The organism is Gilliamella sp. wkB7 (genome assembly GCF_001693435.1).
In the GTDB taxonomy this organism is placed as follows: Bacteria; Pseudomonadota; Gammaproteobacteria; order Enterobacterales; family Orbaceae; genus Gilliamella; species Gilliamella apicola_N.
The window spans coordinates 190,322-208,751 of record NZ_CM004509.1 but is presented as its reverse complement, the minus strand read 5'-3'; the positions used below and the strand labels follow the sequence as shown (position 1 = coordinate 208,751).

General features: G+C 32.5%; 16 protein-coding genes and 1 other RNA gene. All 17 read left to right on the top strand.

Going from position 1 to position 18,430, the window contains the following annotated elements; translation table 11 throughout:
- Nucleotides 1–40 precede the first annotated feature (40 nt).
- The 17 genes from A9G17_RS00940 (at nt 41) to A9G17_RS00860 (ending at nt 18,264) form a co-directional block, all read left to right on the top strand.
- Nucleotides 41–1,531: a sugar ABC transporter ATP-binding protein gene (locus tag A9G17_RS00940; RefSeq protein WP_065737087.1), complete on the top strand. Its 1,491-nt coding sequence runs from the start codon at nt 41–43 to the stop codon at nt 1,529–1,531.
- A 3-nt stretch (nt 1,532–1,534) separates the two neighbouring features.
- Nucleotides 1,535–2,551 carry an ABC transporter permease gene (locus A9G17_RS00935; RefSeq protein WP_081301621.1) on the top strand — a complete coding sequence of 339 codons (1,017 nt, stop codon included), beginning with the start codon at nt 1,535–1,537 and terminating at the stop codon, nt 2,549–2,551.
- A gap of 48 nt (nt 2,552–2,599) precedes the next feature.
- On the top strand, nt 2,600–4,006 hold the full coding sequence (locus A9G17_RS00930) for a hypothetical protein (RefSeq protein WP_065737086.1): 1,407 nt from the start codon (nt 2,600–2,602) through the stop codon (nt 4,004–4,006).
- Nucleotides 3,999–4,886, top strand: a complete 888-nt coding sequence (locus tag A9G17_RS00925) for a carbohydrate kinase family protein (protein WP_065737085.1) — start codon at nt 3,999–4,001, stop codon at nt 4,884–4,886. Before A9G17_RS00930 ends, A9G17_RS00925 begins: the two co-directional genes overlap by 8 nt.
- 286 nt (nt 4,887–5,172) lie before the next feature.
- Nucleotides 5,173–7,098 carry a threonine--tRNA ligase gene (thrS, locus tag A9G17_RS00920; RefSeq protein ID WP_065737084.1) on the top strand — a complete coding sequence of 642 codons (1,926 nt, stop codon included), beginning with the start codon at nt 5,173–5,175 and terminating at the stop codon, nt 7,096–7,098.
- A gap of 27 nt (nt 7,099–7,125) precedes the next feature.
- Nucleotides 7,126–7,665: a translation initiation factor IF-3 gene (infC, locus tag A9G17_RS00915; protein ID WP_025315574.1), complete on the top strand. Its 540-nt coding sequence runs from the start codon at nt 7,126–7,128 to the stop codon at nt 7,663–7,665.
- Between the two features lie 84 nt (nt 7,666–7,749).
- Entirely contained in the window at nt 7,750–7,947 is a 198-nt protein-coding gene (gene rpmI, locus A9G17_RS00910; RefSeq protein WP_025315575.1) for a 50S ribosomal protein L35, read from the top strand.
- A 32-nt stretch (nt 7,948–7,979) separates the two neighbouring features.
- A complete protein-coding gene (gene rplT, locus A9G17_RS00905) occupies nt 7,980–8,333 on the top strand; it encodes a 50S ribosomal protein L20 (protein ID WP_024496189.1) in 354 nt (117 codons plus the stop codon).
- 210 nt (nt 8,334–8,543) lie between these two features.
- The gene (gene pheS / locus A9G17_RS00900) at nt 8,544–9,527 is read left to right on the top strand and encodes a phenylalanine--tRNA ligase subunit alpha (protein ID WP_065737083.1); all 984 of its coding nucleotides are present in this window, start codon (nt 8,544–8,546) and stop codon (nt 9,525–9,527) included.
- A gap of 16 nt (nt 9,528–9,543) precedes the next feature.
- The gene (gene pheT, locus A9G17_RS00895) at nt 9,544–11,931 is read left to right on the top strand and encodes a phenylalanine--tRNA ligase subunit beta (RefSeq protein WP_065737082.1); all 2,388 of its coding nucleotides are present in this window, start codon (nt 9,544–9,546) and stop codon (nt 11,929–11,931) included.
- A gap of 5 nt (nt 11,932–11,936) precedes the next feature.
- Nucleotides 11,937–12,230: an integration host factor subunit alpha gene (locus tag A9G17_RS00890; protein WP_039126771.1), complete on the top strand. Its 294-nt coding sequence runs from the start codon at nt 11,937–11,939 to the stop codon at nt 12,228–12,230.
- A gap of 152 nt (nt 12,231–12,382) precedes the next feature.
- Nucleotides 12,383–12,478: signal recognition particle sRNA small type (ffs, locus tag A9G17_RS00885), an RNA gene on the top strand.
- A gap of 110 nt (nt 12,479–12,588) precedes the next feature.
- Nucleotides 12,589–13,728, top strand: a complete 1,140-nt coding sequence (locus tag A9G17_RS00880) for a polysaccharide biosynthesis/export family protein (RefSeq protein ID WP_081301620.1) — start codon at nt 12,589–12,591, stop codon at nt 13,726–13,728.
- A gap of 28 nt (nt 13,729–13,756) precedes the next feature.
- Nucleotides 13,757–14,656: a KpsE/RkpR family capsule polysaccharide export protein gene (locus A9G17_RS00875; RefSeq protein ID WP_065737080.1), complete on the top strand. Its 900-nt coding sequence runs from the start codon at nt 13,757–13,759 to the stop codon at nt 14,654–14,656.
- Nucleotides 14,653–15,459, top strand: coding sequence for an ABC transporter permease (locus tag A9G17_RS00870; RefSeq protein WP_065737079.1), 807 nt, complete (start codon nt 14,653–14,655; stop codon nt 15,457–15,459). Before A9G17_RS00875 ends, A9G17_RS00870 begins: the two co-directional genes overlap by 4 nt.
- Entirely contained in the window at nt 15,459–16,118 is a 660-nt protein-coding gene (locus tag A9G17_RS00865) for an ABC transporter ATP-binding protein (RefSeq protein WP_065737078.1), read from the top strand. The genes A9G17_RS00870 and A9G17_RS00865 overlap by 1 nt, the downstream gene beginning before the upstream one ends.
- Nucleotides 16,119–16,137: 19 nt before the next feature.
- Nucleotides 16,138–18,264, top strand: coding sequence for a capsular polysaccharide biosynthesis protein (locus A9G17_RS00860; RefSeq protein WP_081301619.1), 2,127 nt, complete (start codon nt 16,138–16,140; stop codon nt 18,262–18,264).
- Nucleotides 18,265–18,430 lie beyond the last annotated feature (166 nt).

Genomic DNA, 18,430 nt, shown 5'->3' with positions numbered 1-18,430 from the left:
ATCCTGTTATAGCTTTTATAATCAATAAGGTGATAAATCTATGGAACAAGTTGTTTTACAACTATCTCATATAGAAAAGAAATTTGCTGGGGTTCATGCTTTAAAAGACATGCATTTTAACTTAAAACAATGTGAAGTGCATGGATTATTAGGTGAGAATGGTGCTGGCAAATCAACATTAATTAAAATTATCGGCGGCATCTATAAACCGGATGCCGGTGAAATTAAAATTAATGGTAAAACTGAGATAATCGATGGTATTAAAGATGCACAATCACGAGGAATTAATGTTATCCACCAAGAAATTGTCTTAGTTCCTTATATTAGTGTATATGAAAATATCTTTTTAGGGCGTGAACCAAGAACTAGATTAGGTTTTAAAGATCATCGACAAATGATCACCAAAGCTAAAACTATGATAGAGAACATGGGATTAACTATTGATGTTCTATGCCCAGTAAATGAGTTAACCATAGCTCAACAGCAACTCATCGAAATCGTTAAAGCGATTTCATTCAATGTACGCATTCTAATCATGGATGAGCCGACCTCTTCTTTAACTGATAAAGAAGTAGAACAACTTTTTTTAATGATAAAAAAACTAACGGAACATAACGTTAGCATCATATATATTTCACATCGTATGGATGAGTTATTTACCATCACTGACAGAATTACTGTTATACGTGATGGAAGTTATGTAAATACAGTTAATACAAAAGAAACAAATATTGATGAATTGGTCAAAATGATGGTGGGTCGTAATTTAAGTAATTATTATCAACGTCACTATCAGCCAGAGGGTAAATGCTTATTAGAAGTTAAGAATCTTTCAAAAAAAGGCGTTTTTAATAATGTCAATTTCAAATTGAAGAAAGGAGAAATTTTAGGTTTTTCTGGCCTGATGGGGGCAGGAAGAAGTGAAATCATGCAGGTTATTTTTGGCGCAGATCAATATGATAGTGGTCAAATTTATTTTGATAATAAGTTAGTTCAGATCAAATCTCCTCAAGATGCGATTGATATCGGTATTGCATTAATACCTGAAGATAGGAAAAAACAGGGGCTGATATTAAATAATAGTATCGCATTTAATCTTACACTAACCGTATTGAAACAATTTATGCACGGTTGCTTAGTTGACCAACAGAAACAGAAAGAAATTATTCAATTCTATATCAATAAACTAAATATCAAAACTCCAAATACCGACAAAATTGTTGGTCAATTAAGTGGTGGAAATCAGCAAAAAGTTGTTATAGCTAAATGGTTAGCAATTAAACCTAAAGTTATCATTTTAGATGAACCGACTCGAGGAATTGATATTGGCGCTAAAGCTGAAATCTATCAAATTATTGATGAGCTTTGTGCAAATGGTATAGCTATTATTATGATTTCATCAGAATTACCCGAAATTATTAATATGTGTGACAGAGTTTGTGTGGTCGCTAATGGTCAAATTCAAGGAGAACTATTTCATCATGAACTTACACAGGAAAAGATTATGAAATTAGCAACAGGGAGAGCTTAAAAAATGATTAACCAATCAATTAAACAATCAAATGATAAAATCTATCATCCCTCGTCAATAACCAATAACATCATTATCAGAAGTTTCAAAAATTTTATTACTCATAATATAGGTATATTAATTGCTCTTTTATTGATTAGTACAATTTTAACTTTTGCAAGTCCTGTATTTCTTTCACAAGAAAATATGTTATCGGTGTTAAGACAAATATCTACCAATATGTGTTTAGCATTAGGAATGACGTTGATTATCATATTAGGTGGCATAGATTTATCTGTAGGTTCTATTGTTGCAATGGCTGGTACGCTTACTGTTGGATTTATATCAATAGGTGAAATGGGCATAATTACAGCAATTTTTCTAGGCTTGCTAATTGGTACTCTTTGTGGTCTATCAAACGGCGTAGCTATTGCTTATACAGGTATTCCACCATTCATTGTTACTTTAGCTATGATGATGATCGCTCGTGGTGTAGGTTTTATCTATAGTGGTGGCCAATCAATTCGTATTTTTGATGAAAGTTTTACTCGTATTGGTACTGGTTATTTGGGAATGATTCCATACCCAGTGATTTATATGTTGGTGTTTATCATCATTATGTTAGTTCTTGTTAATCGAACTCGTTTAGGCACTTATATTTATGCTCTGGGTGGTAATCGTGAAGCAGCAAGACTATCAGGTATAGCAATTAAGCGTGTTGAAATCATTGTTTATACAATTGCTGGCTTCTTAGCAGCTTTCGCAGGAATCGTTCTTGCCGCAAGAATGTATTCAGGACAACCATCTGTTGCGCAGGGATATGAAATGGATGCGATAGCTGCTTGTGTGTTAGGTGGTATATCAATGTCTGGTGGGATAGGTCGTATTAGTGGCACCATTTTAGGCGTTATTGTTATCGGCGTTATTAATAATGGTTTGAATTTATTGGGTGTAAATTCATTTTGGCAATTGGTTGCAAAAGGTGTGATTATCTTTTTAGCCGTTTATGTCGATATGTTGAAACGAAAAAGAGCAAAATAAATTGTTTAATAACATGAATAATAAAAATTTAATTAATAGGACAATAAAATGAAAAAATGTACTTTGATGTTAAATAATCCAGATGGTATTAATCGACAAAATGAACCTGTAATTACGCGCCTTTTTTTTAAAGAACAGCCAATTGATCCGACCCAAGTAAAACTTGTCGATGAGAAAGGGAATATTGTACCGCATCAATTATTTGATTTAGCTTATGATGGAGCAAATAAGTTGATCTCTGCTTGTTCAATAGCTTTCATAGTAACTAATTTAAATCAATTAGTTGAAAATTATACTTTGTATTTAGATTCGAAAGCGCAATCAAGTAATTTAAAGGGAATAAAGCAATTAGATCCCATTTTAAAAGATGGAATTAAAAGGCTTGATACTGGGCATTATATTTTAGAATTATGTCGTGGGACTGCTGATGGTACATCATATGGAAAATGGGGTATTCGTTATTTTGCAGCTAAAGCTGAAAACCTTAATTTGATTAAAGATTGCTCAAATGCTATCGGTGGATTTTATGGACCATTTTTTACGCCAGCAAATGGCTTAATTAATCCGCCAGAACATACTATAGTTCAATGTAAAACTGAGGTTGAAGGTCCTATTTATTGTCGTTATCGATTTGATGGTCAAATACCTAATGGATTAGATCCTGCATTACACAATAAATCATTCTCAATTGTTTGGGAATTTTTTTATAAATCACCTTGGTTTAAACGTACTTATTATGTGGATGATTTTGAAACCTCAGTGGATGGAATACCTGTTATAAATAAGATCACCGTTGGTGATGAGTATGAAAGTGGACAAAATAATGTGGTGTTTTCTCGTTTTGCTAGTTACGGTGGTACTTATTATAGGCAGGGAGATCTGTATGCCAACATACTAGCGGATGAAGTTAATCGAATTTTATCTCAACCACTTGATAAACTCCCTCCAAATGCGAGGCGCTATCGAGAGTCAATCGGTGATAATATCAATGCGGTGTCTTGGGATTTCTTTTGGCGGCTGTTTTGTGTTAAAGAAGGTATTTTAAGTGATGAAGAAATAAAAGCACATGTTAAAACTATTTTACGTAAAGCGCATCATGTTGTTCATAACAGTGAACGAAATAAAGAAATATTATCCGCGAAAGAAGTCGATGTTAACAGTGTGCCTGAACAAACTATTTTTCCGCTTGCTGCAAATAAAACGGCTGAAATTAATCCAGAATCAGGGTATTCTATGATTTGGTATACGAGTAATATTGTTGGACGTTATCAAATTGTTCAACGTAAAGATTCAGGTTGGGTGAATTGGGGAACCAATGGTGAAAATGAATACCCTGAATTACCAACAGGATCGACTATATATACAGCATATGGTCAATTTGATGATTGGCAAAAGCAAGCCGACAGTATGGAAAAAAACATTGATGTCAAACAAGGAATAATTGAAAATGAATGACATAAAAGTGGTCGCAATAGGCGAGTTTTTATGGGATTGTTTACCTAATGGGAAAAAAATTGGTGGGGCTGCCGCCAATTTTTGTTATCATGCTAAATCTGCGGGGGCAAACGCTATATTAGTTTCTGCCATTGGTGATGATGAAAATGGTAAAGATTTAAGTAATCTGATTGAAAAACTGCAAATTCCACAACATCTTCAAATATCAAAAAATTATCCAACAGGTACTGTATTAGTCAAATTAGATTCAGACGGAAAACCGACTTATGATATAGTTAATCCTGTTGCTTGGGATGATATTCAGTTAACAGAGCAACTATTAGACCTTATCAAGCAAGATAATTTAGATGCAATTTATTTTGGTAGTTTAATTCAACGCAATCAACAGAATCATGACTTACTAAAAAAAATTATTACTCATTGTTCACCACGAACCAAAATTATTGTTGATATCAATTTGCGTCAAAATCATTATAACCATTCAACTTTGCTTTTTTGTATTGAAAATGCCAATATTTTAAAGTTAAATGATGAAGAATTACCAATTATTGCAAACTTGTTAAAAATCAAATCTGATCCAAAAAAACTTTTCGATTATCTTAACCAACATCATCAACTAGAGTTATTAATTTATACTTGTGGTAGTGATGGCAGTCATCTATTTACTAAAAGTGAGCAAGATTATTGTCCAGCAGAAAAAATCACAGCGATTGATACTGTTGGTGCTGGCGATTCATTTATGGCAATTAGTAGTGTGTTATATTTGAAAGGTAAAGCATTACAGGAAATTAATATTAAAGCAAATCGTATCGCTTCTTACGTCTGTACCCAAAATGGTTCAATGCCAGTTATACCTGAAACATATTTAGCAGAATTATAATTTTTTATAAGCCTAGCTGATTAGTTAAAAACTAAAGCTAGGTAATTTAACTTATAATATTATAGTGTTACATAATTCATGTCTAATATTCATAAATACCATTAATAAATTGATTTTGAGCTTTTTAAGTTCATGAAATCATCATAGATGATTAATTTGATAAAAATCTAATTTTAAATCAAGTTTAATCCTATTTAAAAACCTTATAATAAGTGATAGTATACTCTGCTTATTTATGTACGCATGTGCGCTTTCGTGTGGCGCACCACTGTTATAAGGATTTATTATGCCAATTATTACTCTTCCTGACGGAAGTCAACGTCAATTTGATAAACCAGTTACTGTTCTAGAAGTTGCTCAAAGTATTGGAGCAGGGCTTGCTAAGGCTTGTATTGCTGGGCGTGTAAATGGTCAACGTAAAGATGCTTGTGATGTAATTGAAGAGGATGCAACATTAGCTATCATTACTGCTAAAGATGAAGATGGTTTAGAAATTATTCGCCATTCTTGTGCTCATTTATTAGGTCATGCTATTAAACAATTATGGCCTGATACGCAGATGGCAATTGGTCCAACTATTGACAATGGTTTCTACTATGATATTGATTTAGATCATTCTTTAACTCAGGAAGATCTTGATGCTTTAGAAAAACGTATGCACGAATTAGCAAAAAAAGATTATGAAGTAAAAAAAGAAGTTGTGAGCTGGGAACGTGCAAGAGAAGTATTTTGGGATCGTCGTGAACCGTATAAAATTGCTATTTTAGACGAAAATATTCCCAAAGATTCAACACCGGCACTCTATCATCATGAAGAATATATTGATATGTGCCGAGGACCTCATGTCCCTAATATGCGTTTTTGTCATCATTTCAAATTACAAAAAATTGCTGGTGCTTATTGGCGTGGTAATAGTGATAATAAAATGTTACAACGTATTTATGGCACAGCTTGGGCGGATAAAAAACAACTTGATAGTTATTTACAATTTTTAGAAGAAGCCGCTAAACGTGATCACCGTAAAATTGGTAAACAACTTGATCTTTATCATATGCAAGAAGAAGCACCTGGTATGGTATTTTGGCATAATGATGGTTGGATTATATTTCGTGAACTAGAAGTTTTTGTTCGTACCAAATTAAAAGAATACAATTATCAAGAAGTAAAAGGTCCATTTATGATGGATCGCGTATTATGGGAAAAAACAGGTCATTGGGGTAACTATAAAGAGTTAATGTTTGTTACTTCGTCTGAAAATCGTGAATATTGTATTAAACCAATGAACTGCCCGGGTCATGTACAAATTTTTAATCAAGGTCTAAAATCTTATCGTGATTTACCTTTACGTATGGCTGAGTTTGGTAGTTGTCATCGTAACGAACCGTCAGGTTCATTACATGGTTTAATGCGTGTTCGAGGCTTTACCCAAGATGATGCGCATATATTCTGCACTGAAGAGCAAATTCGAGGTGAAGTAAACAGCTGTATTAAAATGGTTTATGATACTTACAGCACATTTGGTTTTAAAGATATTACCGTTAAATTATCCACTCGCCCAGAAAAACGTATTGGTAAAGATGAAACATGGGATTTAGCTGAAAAAGATTTAGCTGAATGTTTAACTGAAAATGGTATTGAATTCGAATATTTACCAGGCGAAGGCGCATTTTATGGACCAAAAATTGAATTTACTTTACATGATTGTTTAGGACGAGCATGGCAATGTGGTACAGTACAACTTGATTTCATGTTACCTGAACGTTTAGATGCGACATATGTAGGTGAAGATAACGAACGCCATACACCAGTTATGATCCATAGAGCAATTTTAGGTTCAATGGAACGCTTTATGGGAATTTTAACCGAAGATTGTGCTGGATTCTTCCCTACATGGCTTGCTCCTTTGCAAGTTGCAGTAATAAATATTACCGATAATCAAGCTGAATATGCCAAACAATTAACCGAGCAATTGCAAAAAGTTGGAATTAGAGCAAAAGCAGACTTGAGAAATGAGAAAATTGGGTTTAAAATTCGAGAGCATACTCTAAAACGTGTTCCGTATATGTTTGTTTGTGGAGACAAAGAAATGCAATCAGGAACAATTTCAGTTCGAACTCGTCAAGGTAAAGATCTTGGTAGCTTTGAAGTGAAACATGTTATAGAATTGTTGCTTAACGAAATTCATAGTCGTTCATTAGAACAAATGAATTAACGATAAATTAATTTGGAGGAATGAGATATTAAAGTCAGTAAACGTATTCAGTCAACACGCGCGCATAAGATCAATGATGAGATTACTGCTCGTGAGGTGAGGTTAACCGGCGTCGATGGTGAACAGCTCGGTATAGTAAGCTTAGAAGAAGCTTTAAAACAAGCGGAAGAAGCAACTTTAGATTTAGTCGAAATAAGCCCTAATGCAGAGCCACCTGTTTGTCGAATTATGGATTATGGCAAGTTCCTCTATGAAAAGAGTAAAGCAACAAAAGAACAGAAGAAGAAGCAAAAGGTTGTTCAGGTTAAGGAAATTAAATTCCGACCTGGTACAGATGAAGGCGACTATCAGGTAAAACTCCGCAGCCTGATTCGCTTTCTAGAAGATGGCGATAAAGCTAAAGTCACGTTGCGTTTTCGTGGACGTGAAATGGCTCATCAACAGTTAGGTACTGAGATGCTTGATCGCATTAAAGAAGACTTAGCTGATTTGGCGGTTATTGAATCTTATCCAACTAAGATTGAAGGTCGTCAAATGATAATGGTGCTAGCGCCGAAGAAGAAGTAATGGTTTTGCAAGTTAATCTTTAGTTTTCTAAAAATTACACCATTATTTTATTTTTATTAACAATGCGAAGTGGAAATTAATAAAATGCCTAAAATTAAAACTGTAAGAGGCGCAGCAAAGCGCTTTAAAAAAACAGCTTCTGGTGGCTTTAAGCATAAACAAGCTAACAAGAGTCATATCCTAACCAAAAAATCAACTAAGCGTAAACGTCATTTACGTGGTTTGACTACTGTGTCAAAAGGCGATTTAGGTTTAGTTACTGCGTGTGTTCCATACGCTTAATTTATTGGTTAATTAATTAGAGGATATAGTTTATGGCTCGTGTTAAACGTGGTGTTATTGCTCGTGCACGTCACAAGAAAATTTTAAAACAAGCAAAAGGTTATTATGGAGCTCGTTCACGTGTTTATCGTGTTGCTTTCCAAGCAGTAATCAAAGCTGGACAATATGCTTACCGTGACCGTCGTCAGCGTAAACGTCAATTCCGTCAATTATGGATTGTCCGTATTAATGCTGCTGCTCGTCAATGTGGTCTTTCTTATAGTCGTTTTATCAATGGATTAAAGAAAGCTTCAATCGAAATCGATCGTAAGATCCTTGCTGATATTGCTGTATTTGACAAAAATGCATTTGCTGCATTAGTTGAAAAGGCAAAAGCTGCATTATAATAGCTTTATAAGAGCCGAGTTATCTCGGCTTTTATCATTTTATTGATAATATTATTTAAGAGTAAAGTAATTATGAAATTAGTTGTTTTTCGTTTCTTTTTTAGCTTCATTAAAAATTTTCATTCGTGAGGCAATGGAAAAACGAAAAATAATTATAAAAGCCTCAGGAGAGGCTTTTTTTATGTAATGAACAATAAGCAGGAGAATTTTATGTCTCAATTAGTTGAACTGGTAAGTAATGCCAAATCCGCTATTGAAAATGCTAACGACATTAATACGATCGAACAGATCAGAGTGGAATATTTTGGTAAGAAAGGCTACTTTACATTGCAGATGGCTTCTTTACGTGATGTTCCTGCCGAAGAACGCCCAGCAGTCGGCCAAAAAATCAATGATGCAAAACAAGAAGTTGTTGAAATATTAAATCAAAAACGCAATCTTTTAGAGCGTCAAGTCCTAGATGCAAAACTAGCAAATGAGACGATTGATATTACCTTACCAGGTAAATCTCTTGAGTTAGGTGGATTACATCCAGTGACAAAAACAATTAATCGCTTAGTTGATTTTTTTGGAGAACTTGGCTTTGTGGTTGAAACTGGACCAGAAATAGAAGATGATTATCATAACTTTGATGCACTGAATATTCCTGCTCACCATCCTGCTCGTGCTGATCATGATACATTCTGGTTTGATGCGAAACGTTTATTGCGTACCCAAACTTCAACAGTTCAAATTCGAACTATGGAAAATCAAAAACCGCCAATCAGAATCATCGCTCCAGGAAGAACTTACCGTAATGACTATGATCAGACTCATACTCCGATGTTCCATCAAATGGAAGGATTATTAGTTGATAAAGATATCAGCTTCAGCCATTTGAAAGGTTTATTACATGATTTTCTTCATTGCTTTTTTGAAGATAATATGGAAATAAGATTTAGGCCTGGCTACTTTCCATTTACAGAACCTTCAGCAGAAGTTGACATTAAAGCTAAAAATGGTAAATGGTTAGAAGTATTGGGATGTGGAATGGTTCACCCTAATGTATTACGTAATGTTGGTATTGATCCTGAAATTTATAGCGGTTTTGCCTTTGGTATGGGAATAGAAAGATTGACAATGTTACGTTACGGTGTCACTGATTTACGTTCTTTCTTTGAAAACGACTTACGTTTTTTAAAGCAATTTAATTAATTCTGGAGATCAAAACATGAAATTTAGTGAAAGTTGGCTACGTGAATGGATCAATCCAGAAATTAGTAGCGAAATGCTAGCCGATCAATTAACAATGGCTGGTTTAGAAGTTGATAATGTGGAAAAGGTTGCAGGAGATTTTACTGGTGTTGTGATAGGAAAAGTTGTTGAGTGTAAACAACATCCTAATGCAGACAAACTTCGTGTAACTAAAGTGGACATAGGTAAAGATGAATTACTTGATATTGTGTGTGGTGCACCAAATTGCCGACAAGGTTTAATGGTTGCTTGCGCTACTGTTGGGGCTGTTTTACCTGGTGATTTTAAAATTAAATCAGCAAAACTACGCGGTGAGCCTTCAGAAGGGATGCTATGCTCTTATTCAGAATTAGGTATTACTGATGATCATAATGGTATTATTGAATTACCTGATAATGCACCTTTGGGAAAAGACATTCGAGAATATTTAAATCTTAACGATGTTATGATTGATATAAGTGTTACACCTAATCGTGCTGATTGTTTTGGTATTGTTGGGATTGCTAGAGATATCTCAGCCGTTAATAATATTCCAATGAAAGAAATTAAAATAGCAAATGTACCAACAACAATTTCTGATACCTTATCAATCCAAATAGATGCTCCAAAAGCAGCTCCTCGTTACTTAGGAAGAGTAATTAAAAATATCAATATCAATGCGATGACACCATTATGGATGAAAGAAAAGTTGCGTCGTGGAGGCATTCGTTCTGTTGATGCAGTCGTTGATATTACTAATTATGTATTACTTGAACTTGGTCATCCAATGCATGCGTTCGATTTAAACCAAATTGAAAAAGGCATTATTGTTCGTTATGCTCACCAAGACGAAGAAATGACATTACTTAATGGTAATGAAGTTAAATTGAATGATAAAACATTAGTTATTGCAGATCATAATAAAGTTTTAGCAATTGCAGGTATTATGGGCGGTGAAAAATCAAGTGTAACACAATCAACTACAGATATTTTTCTTGAGTCAGCTTTTTTTGCTCCATTAGCAATTACAGGTAAGGCTCGAGAATATGGGCTACATACTGAGGCTTCTCACCGCTATGAACGTGGTGTCGATCCTGCATTACAGTTTGTGGCAATGGAAAGAGCGACACAATTATTAGTTGATATTTGTGGCGGGGAGGTTGGGCCAGTTATTGAAGTTACAAATCAAAGTGAATTACCCTCACAAGCAACAATAAAGTTACACCGTAACAAAATTGATCGAATTATAGGCTATACCATTGAAGCACAAAAAATTACGGATATTTTAGTTCGACTTGGTTGTGAAGTAGAATATAAAGACGATATTTGGATCGTTAAATCACCTACCTGGCGTTTTGACTTACAAATCGAAGAAGATTTGGTTGAAGAAGTTGCCCGCATATACGGATATAACAATATTCCGAATACAAATATGAAAATTGAATCGGTAATGCAGCCAAAACCAGAAAGTATTATATCTTTACGCCGAATAAAAGACTTATTGGTTGATCGTGGTTATCAAGAAGCCGTAACATATAGTTTTGTTGATCCTAAAATTCAGCATATTCTTCATCCGAATGAACCTGTAATCACTTTACCAAATCCAATTTCCAGTGAAATGTCTGTAATGCGCTTATCATTGTGGTCAGGATTATTAGATGCGGTGCTCTATAATCAAAATCGACAACAATCTCGTTTACGATTATTTGAAACGGGTTTACGTTTTATACCAGATGAAAAATGTGAGTTGGGTGTGCGTCAAGAATTCATGCTTTCTGGGGTTATTACGGGTAATTTATACGAAGATCATTGGCAATTACCTAAAAAGAGCGTTGATTTTTATGATTTAAAAGGGGATCTTGAAGCCATTTTATCTCTGTTAGGTTGTGATGGACAAGTTTTGTTTAATAAAGCAGAATTATCAGCTTTACATCCAGGACAAAGTGCAGTAATCAATTTAAATGATGAGGTTATCGGTTATTTTGGTGTTTTACATCCAGAAATCGAAAAAAAATTATCTTTAAATAGTAAAACGCTTGTTTTTGAAATAAATTTAGCTAAAATTAACTTTAAAAAGGTGCCTGTTGCTCAAGACCTTTCAAAATATCCGTCAAACAAACGAGATATAGCGATTATTGTTTCAAATACAATTCCAGCAGCAGAAATTATTTCAGTGTGTAAGCAAGCTGGAGGAGAGCAACTTGTTAAAGTTAATCTTTTTGATGTCTATCAAGGAGATAACATTAAAGAAGATCAAAAAAGCCTTGCTATCAGTTTGATTTTACAAGACAAATCACGTACACTTGAAGAAGAAGATATAACAAACATTGTAAGCAAGTGTGTCACTGCTTTACAAAATCGTTTTAAAGCCCTATTAAGAGAATAATAACTATGACATTAACTAAAGCTGATATTGCAGATCGTCTTGCCGAAAAATTTAATATTGATCGTCAAGAAGCTAAAGTCCTTGTTGAACTTTTTTTTGAAGAGATTCGAGTGGCTTTAGAAAAAGGGGAACCAGTAAAATTATCTGGATTTGGTAATTTTGCTATACGTGATAAAAATTCACGCCCGGGTCGTAATCCTAAAACTGGTGAAAGTGTAGATATCTCAGCTCGTCGAGTAGTTACATTCAGACCAGGTATTAAATTCAGAGAACGAGTAGAAAAGAATTTAGCACTGTAGCTTATGCTGTAGAATTAAATTCTATACTCTTATTTCAATCGCCTTTCTTTAAAGTTAAGATTAAAGAAAGGTCGATTGAGTATTGTCGAGTAAAATAATAATTGAAATAATTTTATAATTAAAGCATAATAAAACCTTTCCTATGGAGGCACTATGGGTCCTCTTGCAACATTTTTTTGCTCATCAGGTCAGGTCCGGAAGGAAGCAGCCAAAGTAAAAAATATGTGTGTGAGATGTGGCTGATAGGGTCTCCACCACAAAACACTTTTAGTCTAAAATTATCTGTTTTATAATAAAAATAAAAAAAAATAAGAAATAAAAAATAAGAAATAAGAAATGATGTATAAGGAAATTTATTTTGAAACTACCAGCTCTTCTTCCAATAACTCTAGCCATGGTTTTATGTGGCTGTTCAGTATTACCACATTCTGGACCAAGTTTTTCTTCAATAAAAAGTCTAAATAAACATGATTCTAGACAGGATGCAATTTATAATAAAGTTAATTTAGTCGATCTCAATAATCCAATCAATTTTACTAAAGATGCTAACTTATCCAAAAATCGTATTAAATTTATTAATGAAACAACGAATCAAGTACAAAAAGTCGATAGAATTGGAAAAGGGGATAGTCTAAAAATCTCAATTATTGAAACTCCACCAGCAATATTATTTACAGGATCGAGTGATACAGGGGCGCCAAGAACTGGATTAACTGAGTTGCCTATAGTGACTGTAGATTCAAACGGTCTTATTTCATTACCATTTGTTGGAATTCTAAAAGTAAATGATAAAACCCCTTCTCAAATACAAAATGAGATTGTTGAAAAATTATCAGGCATCGCAAATAGACCTCAAATCATCATTACGATTTTAGAGAAAAGATCGTCAACAATTACAGTTATTGGAGACAAGTTTAGTGGCAAAATGACCCTGACAGCTAAAGGAGAACGATTATTAGATGCTGTAGCAATGTTAGGTGACAGTATGTATGATATTAAAGACACATTAATACAACTTACTCGAAATAAGAAAAATAGCCAAATCCCATTAATTTCGGTTTTATCAAATCCTCAATTTAATATTTATCTTCAGCAAAATGATGTTATTACTTTGATTAATAAGCCAAATTCTTTTATTTCGATGGGGGCTACAGGCGCAACCAAAGAAGTACGTTTTGAAGCTGTAGGAATTGATTTAATTCAAGCACTAGCTCGTATTGGTGGTTTAAATGATAATAAAGCAAATGCAAAAGGTGTGTTTGTATTTAGATATCAAGATAATCTATTAGTCAATAATAAGAAAGAAACCATGCCAACCGTTTATCAAATTGACTTAACTAATCCTAATTCATTTTTCATTATGAAAAATTTCCAAGTTCAAAATAATGATATCGTTTATGTTGCATCTGCACCTATTGTTGAACTACAAAAATTCTTATATGCGGTGTTTTCACCAGGTGTAGGAATGATTAATCAAGTTAGCCAAATTACAGAATAATTTATTAATTGATAGGCTTGATACTACTATGTCTTTATTCATTAAGTTGAAAAAAAGATGGTTATTGCATTTAGTTGTTACGCTACCAACTTTATTATCAATAATTTATTTTGGATTTATAGCAGAGAATATATATACATCAGAAGCTACATATATTATACGTTCTTCTGATACTCAATCCTCATTAGGAGGATTGGGGACTTTTTTTTCAAAAGTTGGTATTTCTCGTTCAAATGATGACTCATATGTTGTTCTTTCGTATATAAAATCTAGAGACGCACTCTCTTCTATTGAACAACTGCTACCTATTAAACAATGGTATACCCAAAAAGGCGATGTAATTGCTCGTTTTAACGGGTTTAATTTTAATTTCATGAATAAAAATGAATATTTTTATCGCTATATGAGTGATATGATAACTGTTAACTTTGACAGTTCTTCGGGTATTGCAACAATAAGTGTTAATGCATTTGATATACATGATGCTTTTAATATTAACGAAAATTTATTAAAACAAGCTGAAGGATTTGTTAATCAAATAAATCTACGCGCTAAACAAGATCTTATCACTGCATCTTTAGCTGAACTTAAAAATGCTGAATTACAAATGAAAAAGGAAGCTAATGCACTTTCCGAATTTCAAAAGAACAAAAATAAAGATGCTAATCTAGCTGAATATCAACAAATTCTCATAAATAATACAGTTGCAAAACAGCAATTTGAGGTAGCTACGTTGTCTTTACGTAATGCTCAAGTGGAGATAACTAAAAAACAACTTTATTTAGAACGAATAGAACAACCGAGTGTTTCAGATGTTTCATTCAAACCTGCGCGTGCATATAATATAATCTCAACTTTTATAATAAGCCTAATTATATATGGCATTTTTAATTTGATGATAGTAGGGATAAGGGAGCACAAAGATTGATAAGTGAAGTAATTTCTAAAACTCAATTTTTACGCTCACTCACTATCCAAATTAATGTGATAAAAGCTTTGATATTACGTGAGATAATAACTCGCTATGGTCGTAATAATATTGGTTTTTTATGGTTATTTGTTGAACCAATGTCTTTGACTTTATTGATAAGCTTAATATGGTTTTTTTTTAAAGTTAATGCTGTTTCTAATCTCAATATTGTTGCATTTATATTAACAGGCTATCCTATGGTTATGATGTGGCGTAATAGTTCATCGCGAGCAAAAGGGGCTGTTAAAGCTAATCAAGCATTACTATATCACCATAATATACGTATTTTAGATGTTGTATATGCGCGCATTTTTCTTGAAATGATAGGTGCAAGTGCAGCTCAAATATTTATAATAATAATTTTTATATTTCTTAGATTAATTTCCATACCCAGTGATCCCTTTTATATGCTGTGTGCTTGGGGATTGATGTGTTGGTTTTCTCTCGGATTAGGACTTATTATTTTTGTTTTATCTGCTAGATTTGAAGCTTTTGATAAAATATGGGGAACTTTACGTTTTATGTTAATACCCATTTCTGGTGCTTTTTTTTGGGTGGACACTTTCCCTAACGAAATTCGTAGTTTGTTACTTTTTCTACCTCCAATACATGGAACTGAAATGTTTCGTTATGGATACTTTGGCTCATCTGTAACCACTCACGAAAGTATAAGTTATCTAATTTTGTGCAATATAGTTCTACTATTCATTGGATTGACTTTGGTTAAAATTAATGAAAACCATATACTTGAGGAAGAATAATGATTATAGTTGATAGTGTATGCAAAAAATATAACACACGAAATGGGTATAAGAACGTTTTAAATAATATTAGTTTTACTTTACATCGAGGCGAAAAACTCGGAATAATAGGTCGTAATGGAGCAGGTAAATCAACATTAATAAGACTTATAAGTGAAATTGAAAAACCAACATCAGGTACCATCAAGCGCAGTATGTCCATTTCTTGGCCATTAGCTTTTACAGGTGCTTTTCAGGGTAGTTTGACTGGTATGGATAATTTACGATTTATATGTAGAATTTACCAGACTGATATTAAAAAAACTAAAGAATATGTTGAAGATTTTGCCGAACTAGATGAATATTTATATGAACCTATTAAGAAATACTCTTCAGGAATGAAAGCTCGTTTAGCTTTTGCCTTATCTTTATCAATAGAATTTGATTGTTATCTAATTGATGAGGTTATCGCTGTAGGTGATTCAAGGTTTACACAAAAATGTAAAAAAGAACTATTTGAAAATAAAAAAGATCGTTCCTTGATATTAGTGTCTCACAATATGAATGCAATAAAAAGCTATTGTGATAAGGCAATGGTTTTAGATGAGGGTAATTTATACCAATTTGAAACTATAGATGAAGCTTATCAATATCACAATAAGCAACAAAATTTAACTTAAAAACACCATTCAATCGTTTATGCAAAAAGTTGCTGTTTTTTCAAAAAAAATCATAAAAATTAAAAACGTTAATCATTTTTTTCCTGATTTAATTTTTACAGATAAGAAAAATAAAAAACAAGCTAATGCAATTGCTGGATGGGGACTTCGTCCGACTACAAAGAAAGCAAGAAAATATGCAAAAGAAAATAAACTGCCATTTATTTCACTTGAAGATGGATTTTTACGTTCTGTGGGTTTGGGATTAGAAGGTTATTCTCCATTATCACTTATAGCAGATAGCATAGGTATTTATTATGATGCTCGTTTTCCCTCAGAATTAGAACAATTGATAAAAGATAAAAGCCGTTTAGTTCTCTATTTAGATGATGCAAAACAAGCTATAAAATTAATTACTGACAACGAATTAACAAAATACAATCACGCCCCAGATTTTGTTAATTTTAATGATGAAAATCATGTAAAAAAGAAAAAAGTATTGGTAATTGATCAAACTGTTGGAGATATGTCAGTTAAATATGGTGGTGCAAATCAGCAAACTTTCCTCAAAATGTTAGATAATGCTTTACAGGAAAATCCTACTGCAACTGTATATGTTAAAACACATACAGACGTAATTAATGGTTATAAAGAAGGTTTTTTAACAAATAATTTAAATAAAGATTCAATAGTTTTACTCAGCGAGGATATTAATCCTATTTCATTGTTAAAACAAATTGATAAAGTTTATGTAGTCACATCTCATATGGGATTTGAAGCTCTTTTATTAGGTAAAGAAGTTATTACTTTCGGATTACCATGGTATGCTGGATGGGGAGTGACAGACGATCGACACAAAAATATAAAAAGTTTAAAAAATAATGAAAGAAGAACCGAGGCGACTATTACCGAATTGTTTGTAGCAAGTTATATCCTTTATTGCCAATATATAAATCCAAATAATGGTGAAAAAGGAACTATATTCGATGTTATTAATTATCTAACTAAAATTAAAAAATTAAATAATAAACTTCGTGGTTCAGTTAAATTAGTTGGATTTTCATTTTGGAAAAAACATATATTACTGCCATATTTAAATCTTCCTTCAGTCAAAATTCATTTTTATTCTATTAATAAGTTTAGAAAGATTGAAAATGGCAACAAATTAAATTATGAGGTCAAATCCCAAAAAATATTAATCTGGGGACAAGGTAAAAAAAACATTCTTCCAATTATTCAGAAAGAAAAATTTTGTATTATGCGCATAGAGGATGGCTTTATTCGATCGATAGGATTAGGCTCTAATTTAGTAATGCCATATTCATTAGTGATAGATGAAATGGGAATATATTATAATTCTCAAAAAATTAGTGAATTAGAGTCTTTATTAGCAACTAGAGTGGTGACAGAACAAGAGCAAGAAAGAGCTAAATCATTACAAAAACTGATAATTGAAACAAAAATAAGCAAATATAATGTTGGTTATGAAAAGAAAATTAAACCTAATCATGAAAAAAGAAAAATAATATTAATACCTGGTCAAGTCGAGGATGATGCATCGATAATATATGGCTCACCCATAATTAAAACCAATTTGGAATTGGTTCAAATGGTCAGAAAAAAAAATCAAGACGCTTATATCATTTATAAACCTCATCCTGATGTTTTAAGTGGTAATAGAATAGGGGAGATAAATAATTCGGAATTAAAAAAATATGTGAATGATATTATTGAATTTGTAGATATTATTCATTGCATTGAACAGGTTGATGAAATTCATACAATCACATCATTAGCAGGTTTTGAGGCATTAATCCGTCATAAAGTAGTTGTTTGCTATGGTCAACCATTTTATTCAGGTTGGGGATTGACTACAGATTTATATCCAAATTCACTTAGATGTCGAATTTTATCATTAGATGAATTAATTTATATTGTGATGTATGAATATTCAATATACATTCATCCTGAAACACTACATTTCACAGATCCAGAAACATTAATTGATTATTTAAATTATAAAAAAACTAAAAGCTCTCCATCTATTAACCAATGTTGGTTAAAAAAGCAATTACAAAAAATAACGCAACTAATAACTCTTTTTACTAATATAAAGCTTAATAAAAGTAATTTATTACACTACTTTCAAAATATTATATTTTTTTAATGTGTTGATTCATAATCATAAAATTTACATAAACTTACAAATTATAAGAATTTTAACTTATGAATGCAATTATATCGAATTTAGTTTAAATATTATTTACAAAACTTTAATATTAGCTTATCATAATGGAAAATAAATAATAAAGATTGTTGCATTCTAATGCATT

Coding starts and splice junctions, on each gene's coding strand:
- A9G17_RS00940 (WP_065737087.1), top strand. CDS start 41: ATGGAACAAGTTGTTTTACAACTATCTCATATAGAAAAGAAATTTGCT.
- rpmI (WP_025315575.1), top strand. CDS start 7,750: ATGCCTAAAATTAAAACTGTAAGAGGCGCAGCAAAGCGCTTTAAAAAA.
- rplT (WP_024496189.1), top strand. CDS start 7,980: ATGGCTCGTGTTAAACGTGGTGTTATTGCTCGTGCACGTCACAAGAAA.
- A9G17_RS00865 (WP_065737078.1), top strand. CDS start 15,459: ATGATTATAGTTGATAGTGTATGCAAAAAATATAACACACGAAATGGG.
- A9G17_RS00875 (WP_065737080.1), top strand. CDS start 13,757: ATGTCTTTATTCATTAAGTTGAAAAAAAGATGGTTATTGCATTTAGTT.
- A9G17_RS00860 (WP_081301619.1), top strand. CDS start 16,138: ATGCAAAAAGTTGCTGTTTTTTCAAAAAAAATCATAAAAATTAAAAAC.
- thrS (WP_065737084.1), top strand. CDS start 5,173: ATGCCAATTATTACTCTTCCTGACGGAAGTCAACGTCAATTTGATAAA.
- A9G17_RS00890 (WP_039126771.1), top strand. CDS start 11,937: ATGACATTAACTAAAGCTGATATTGCAGATCGTCTTGCCGAAAAATTT.
- A9G17_RS00930 (WP_065737086.1), top strand. CDS start 2,600: ATGAAAAAATGTACTTTGATGTTAAATAATCCAGATGGTATTAATCGA.
- pheT (WP_065737082.1), top strand. CDS start 9,544: ATGAAATTTAGTGAAAGTTGGCTACGTGAATGGATCAATCCAGAAATT.
- pheS (WP_065737083.1), top strand. CDS start 8,544: ATGTCTCAATTAGTTGAACTGGTAAGTAATGCCAAATCCGCTATTGAA.
- A9G17_RS00935 (WP_081301621.1), top strand. CDS start 1,535: ATGATTAACCAATCAATTAAACAATCAAATGATAAAATCTATCATCCC.
- A9G17_RS00925 (WP_065737085.1), top strand. CDS start 3,999: ATGAATGACATAAAAGTGGTCGCAATAGGCGAGTTTTTATGGGATTGT.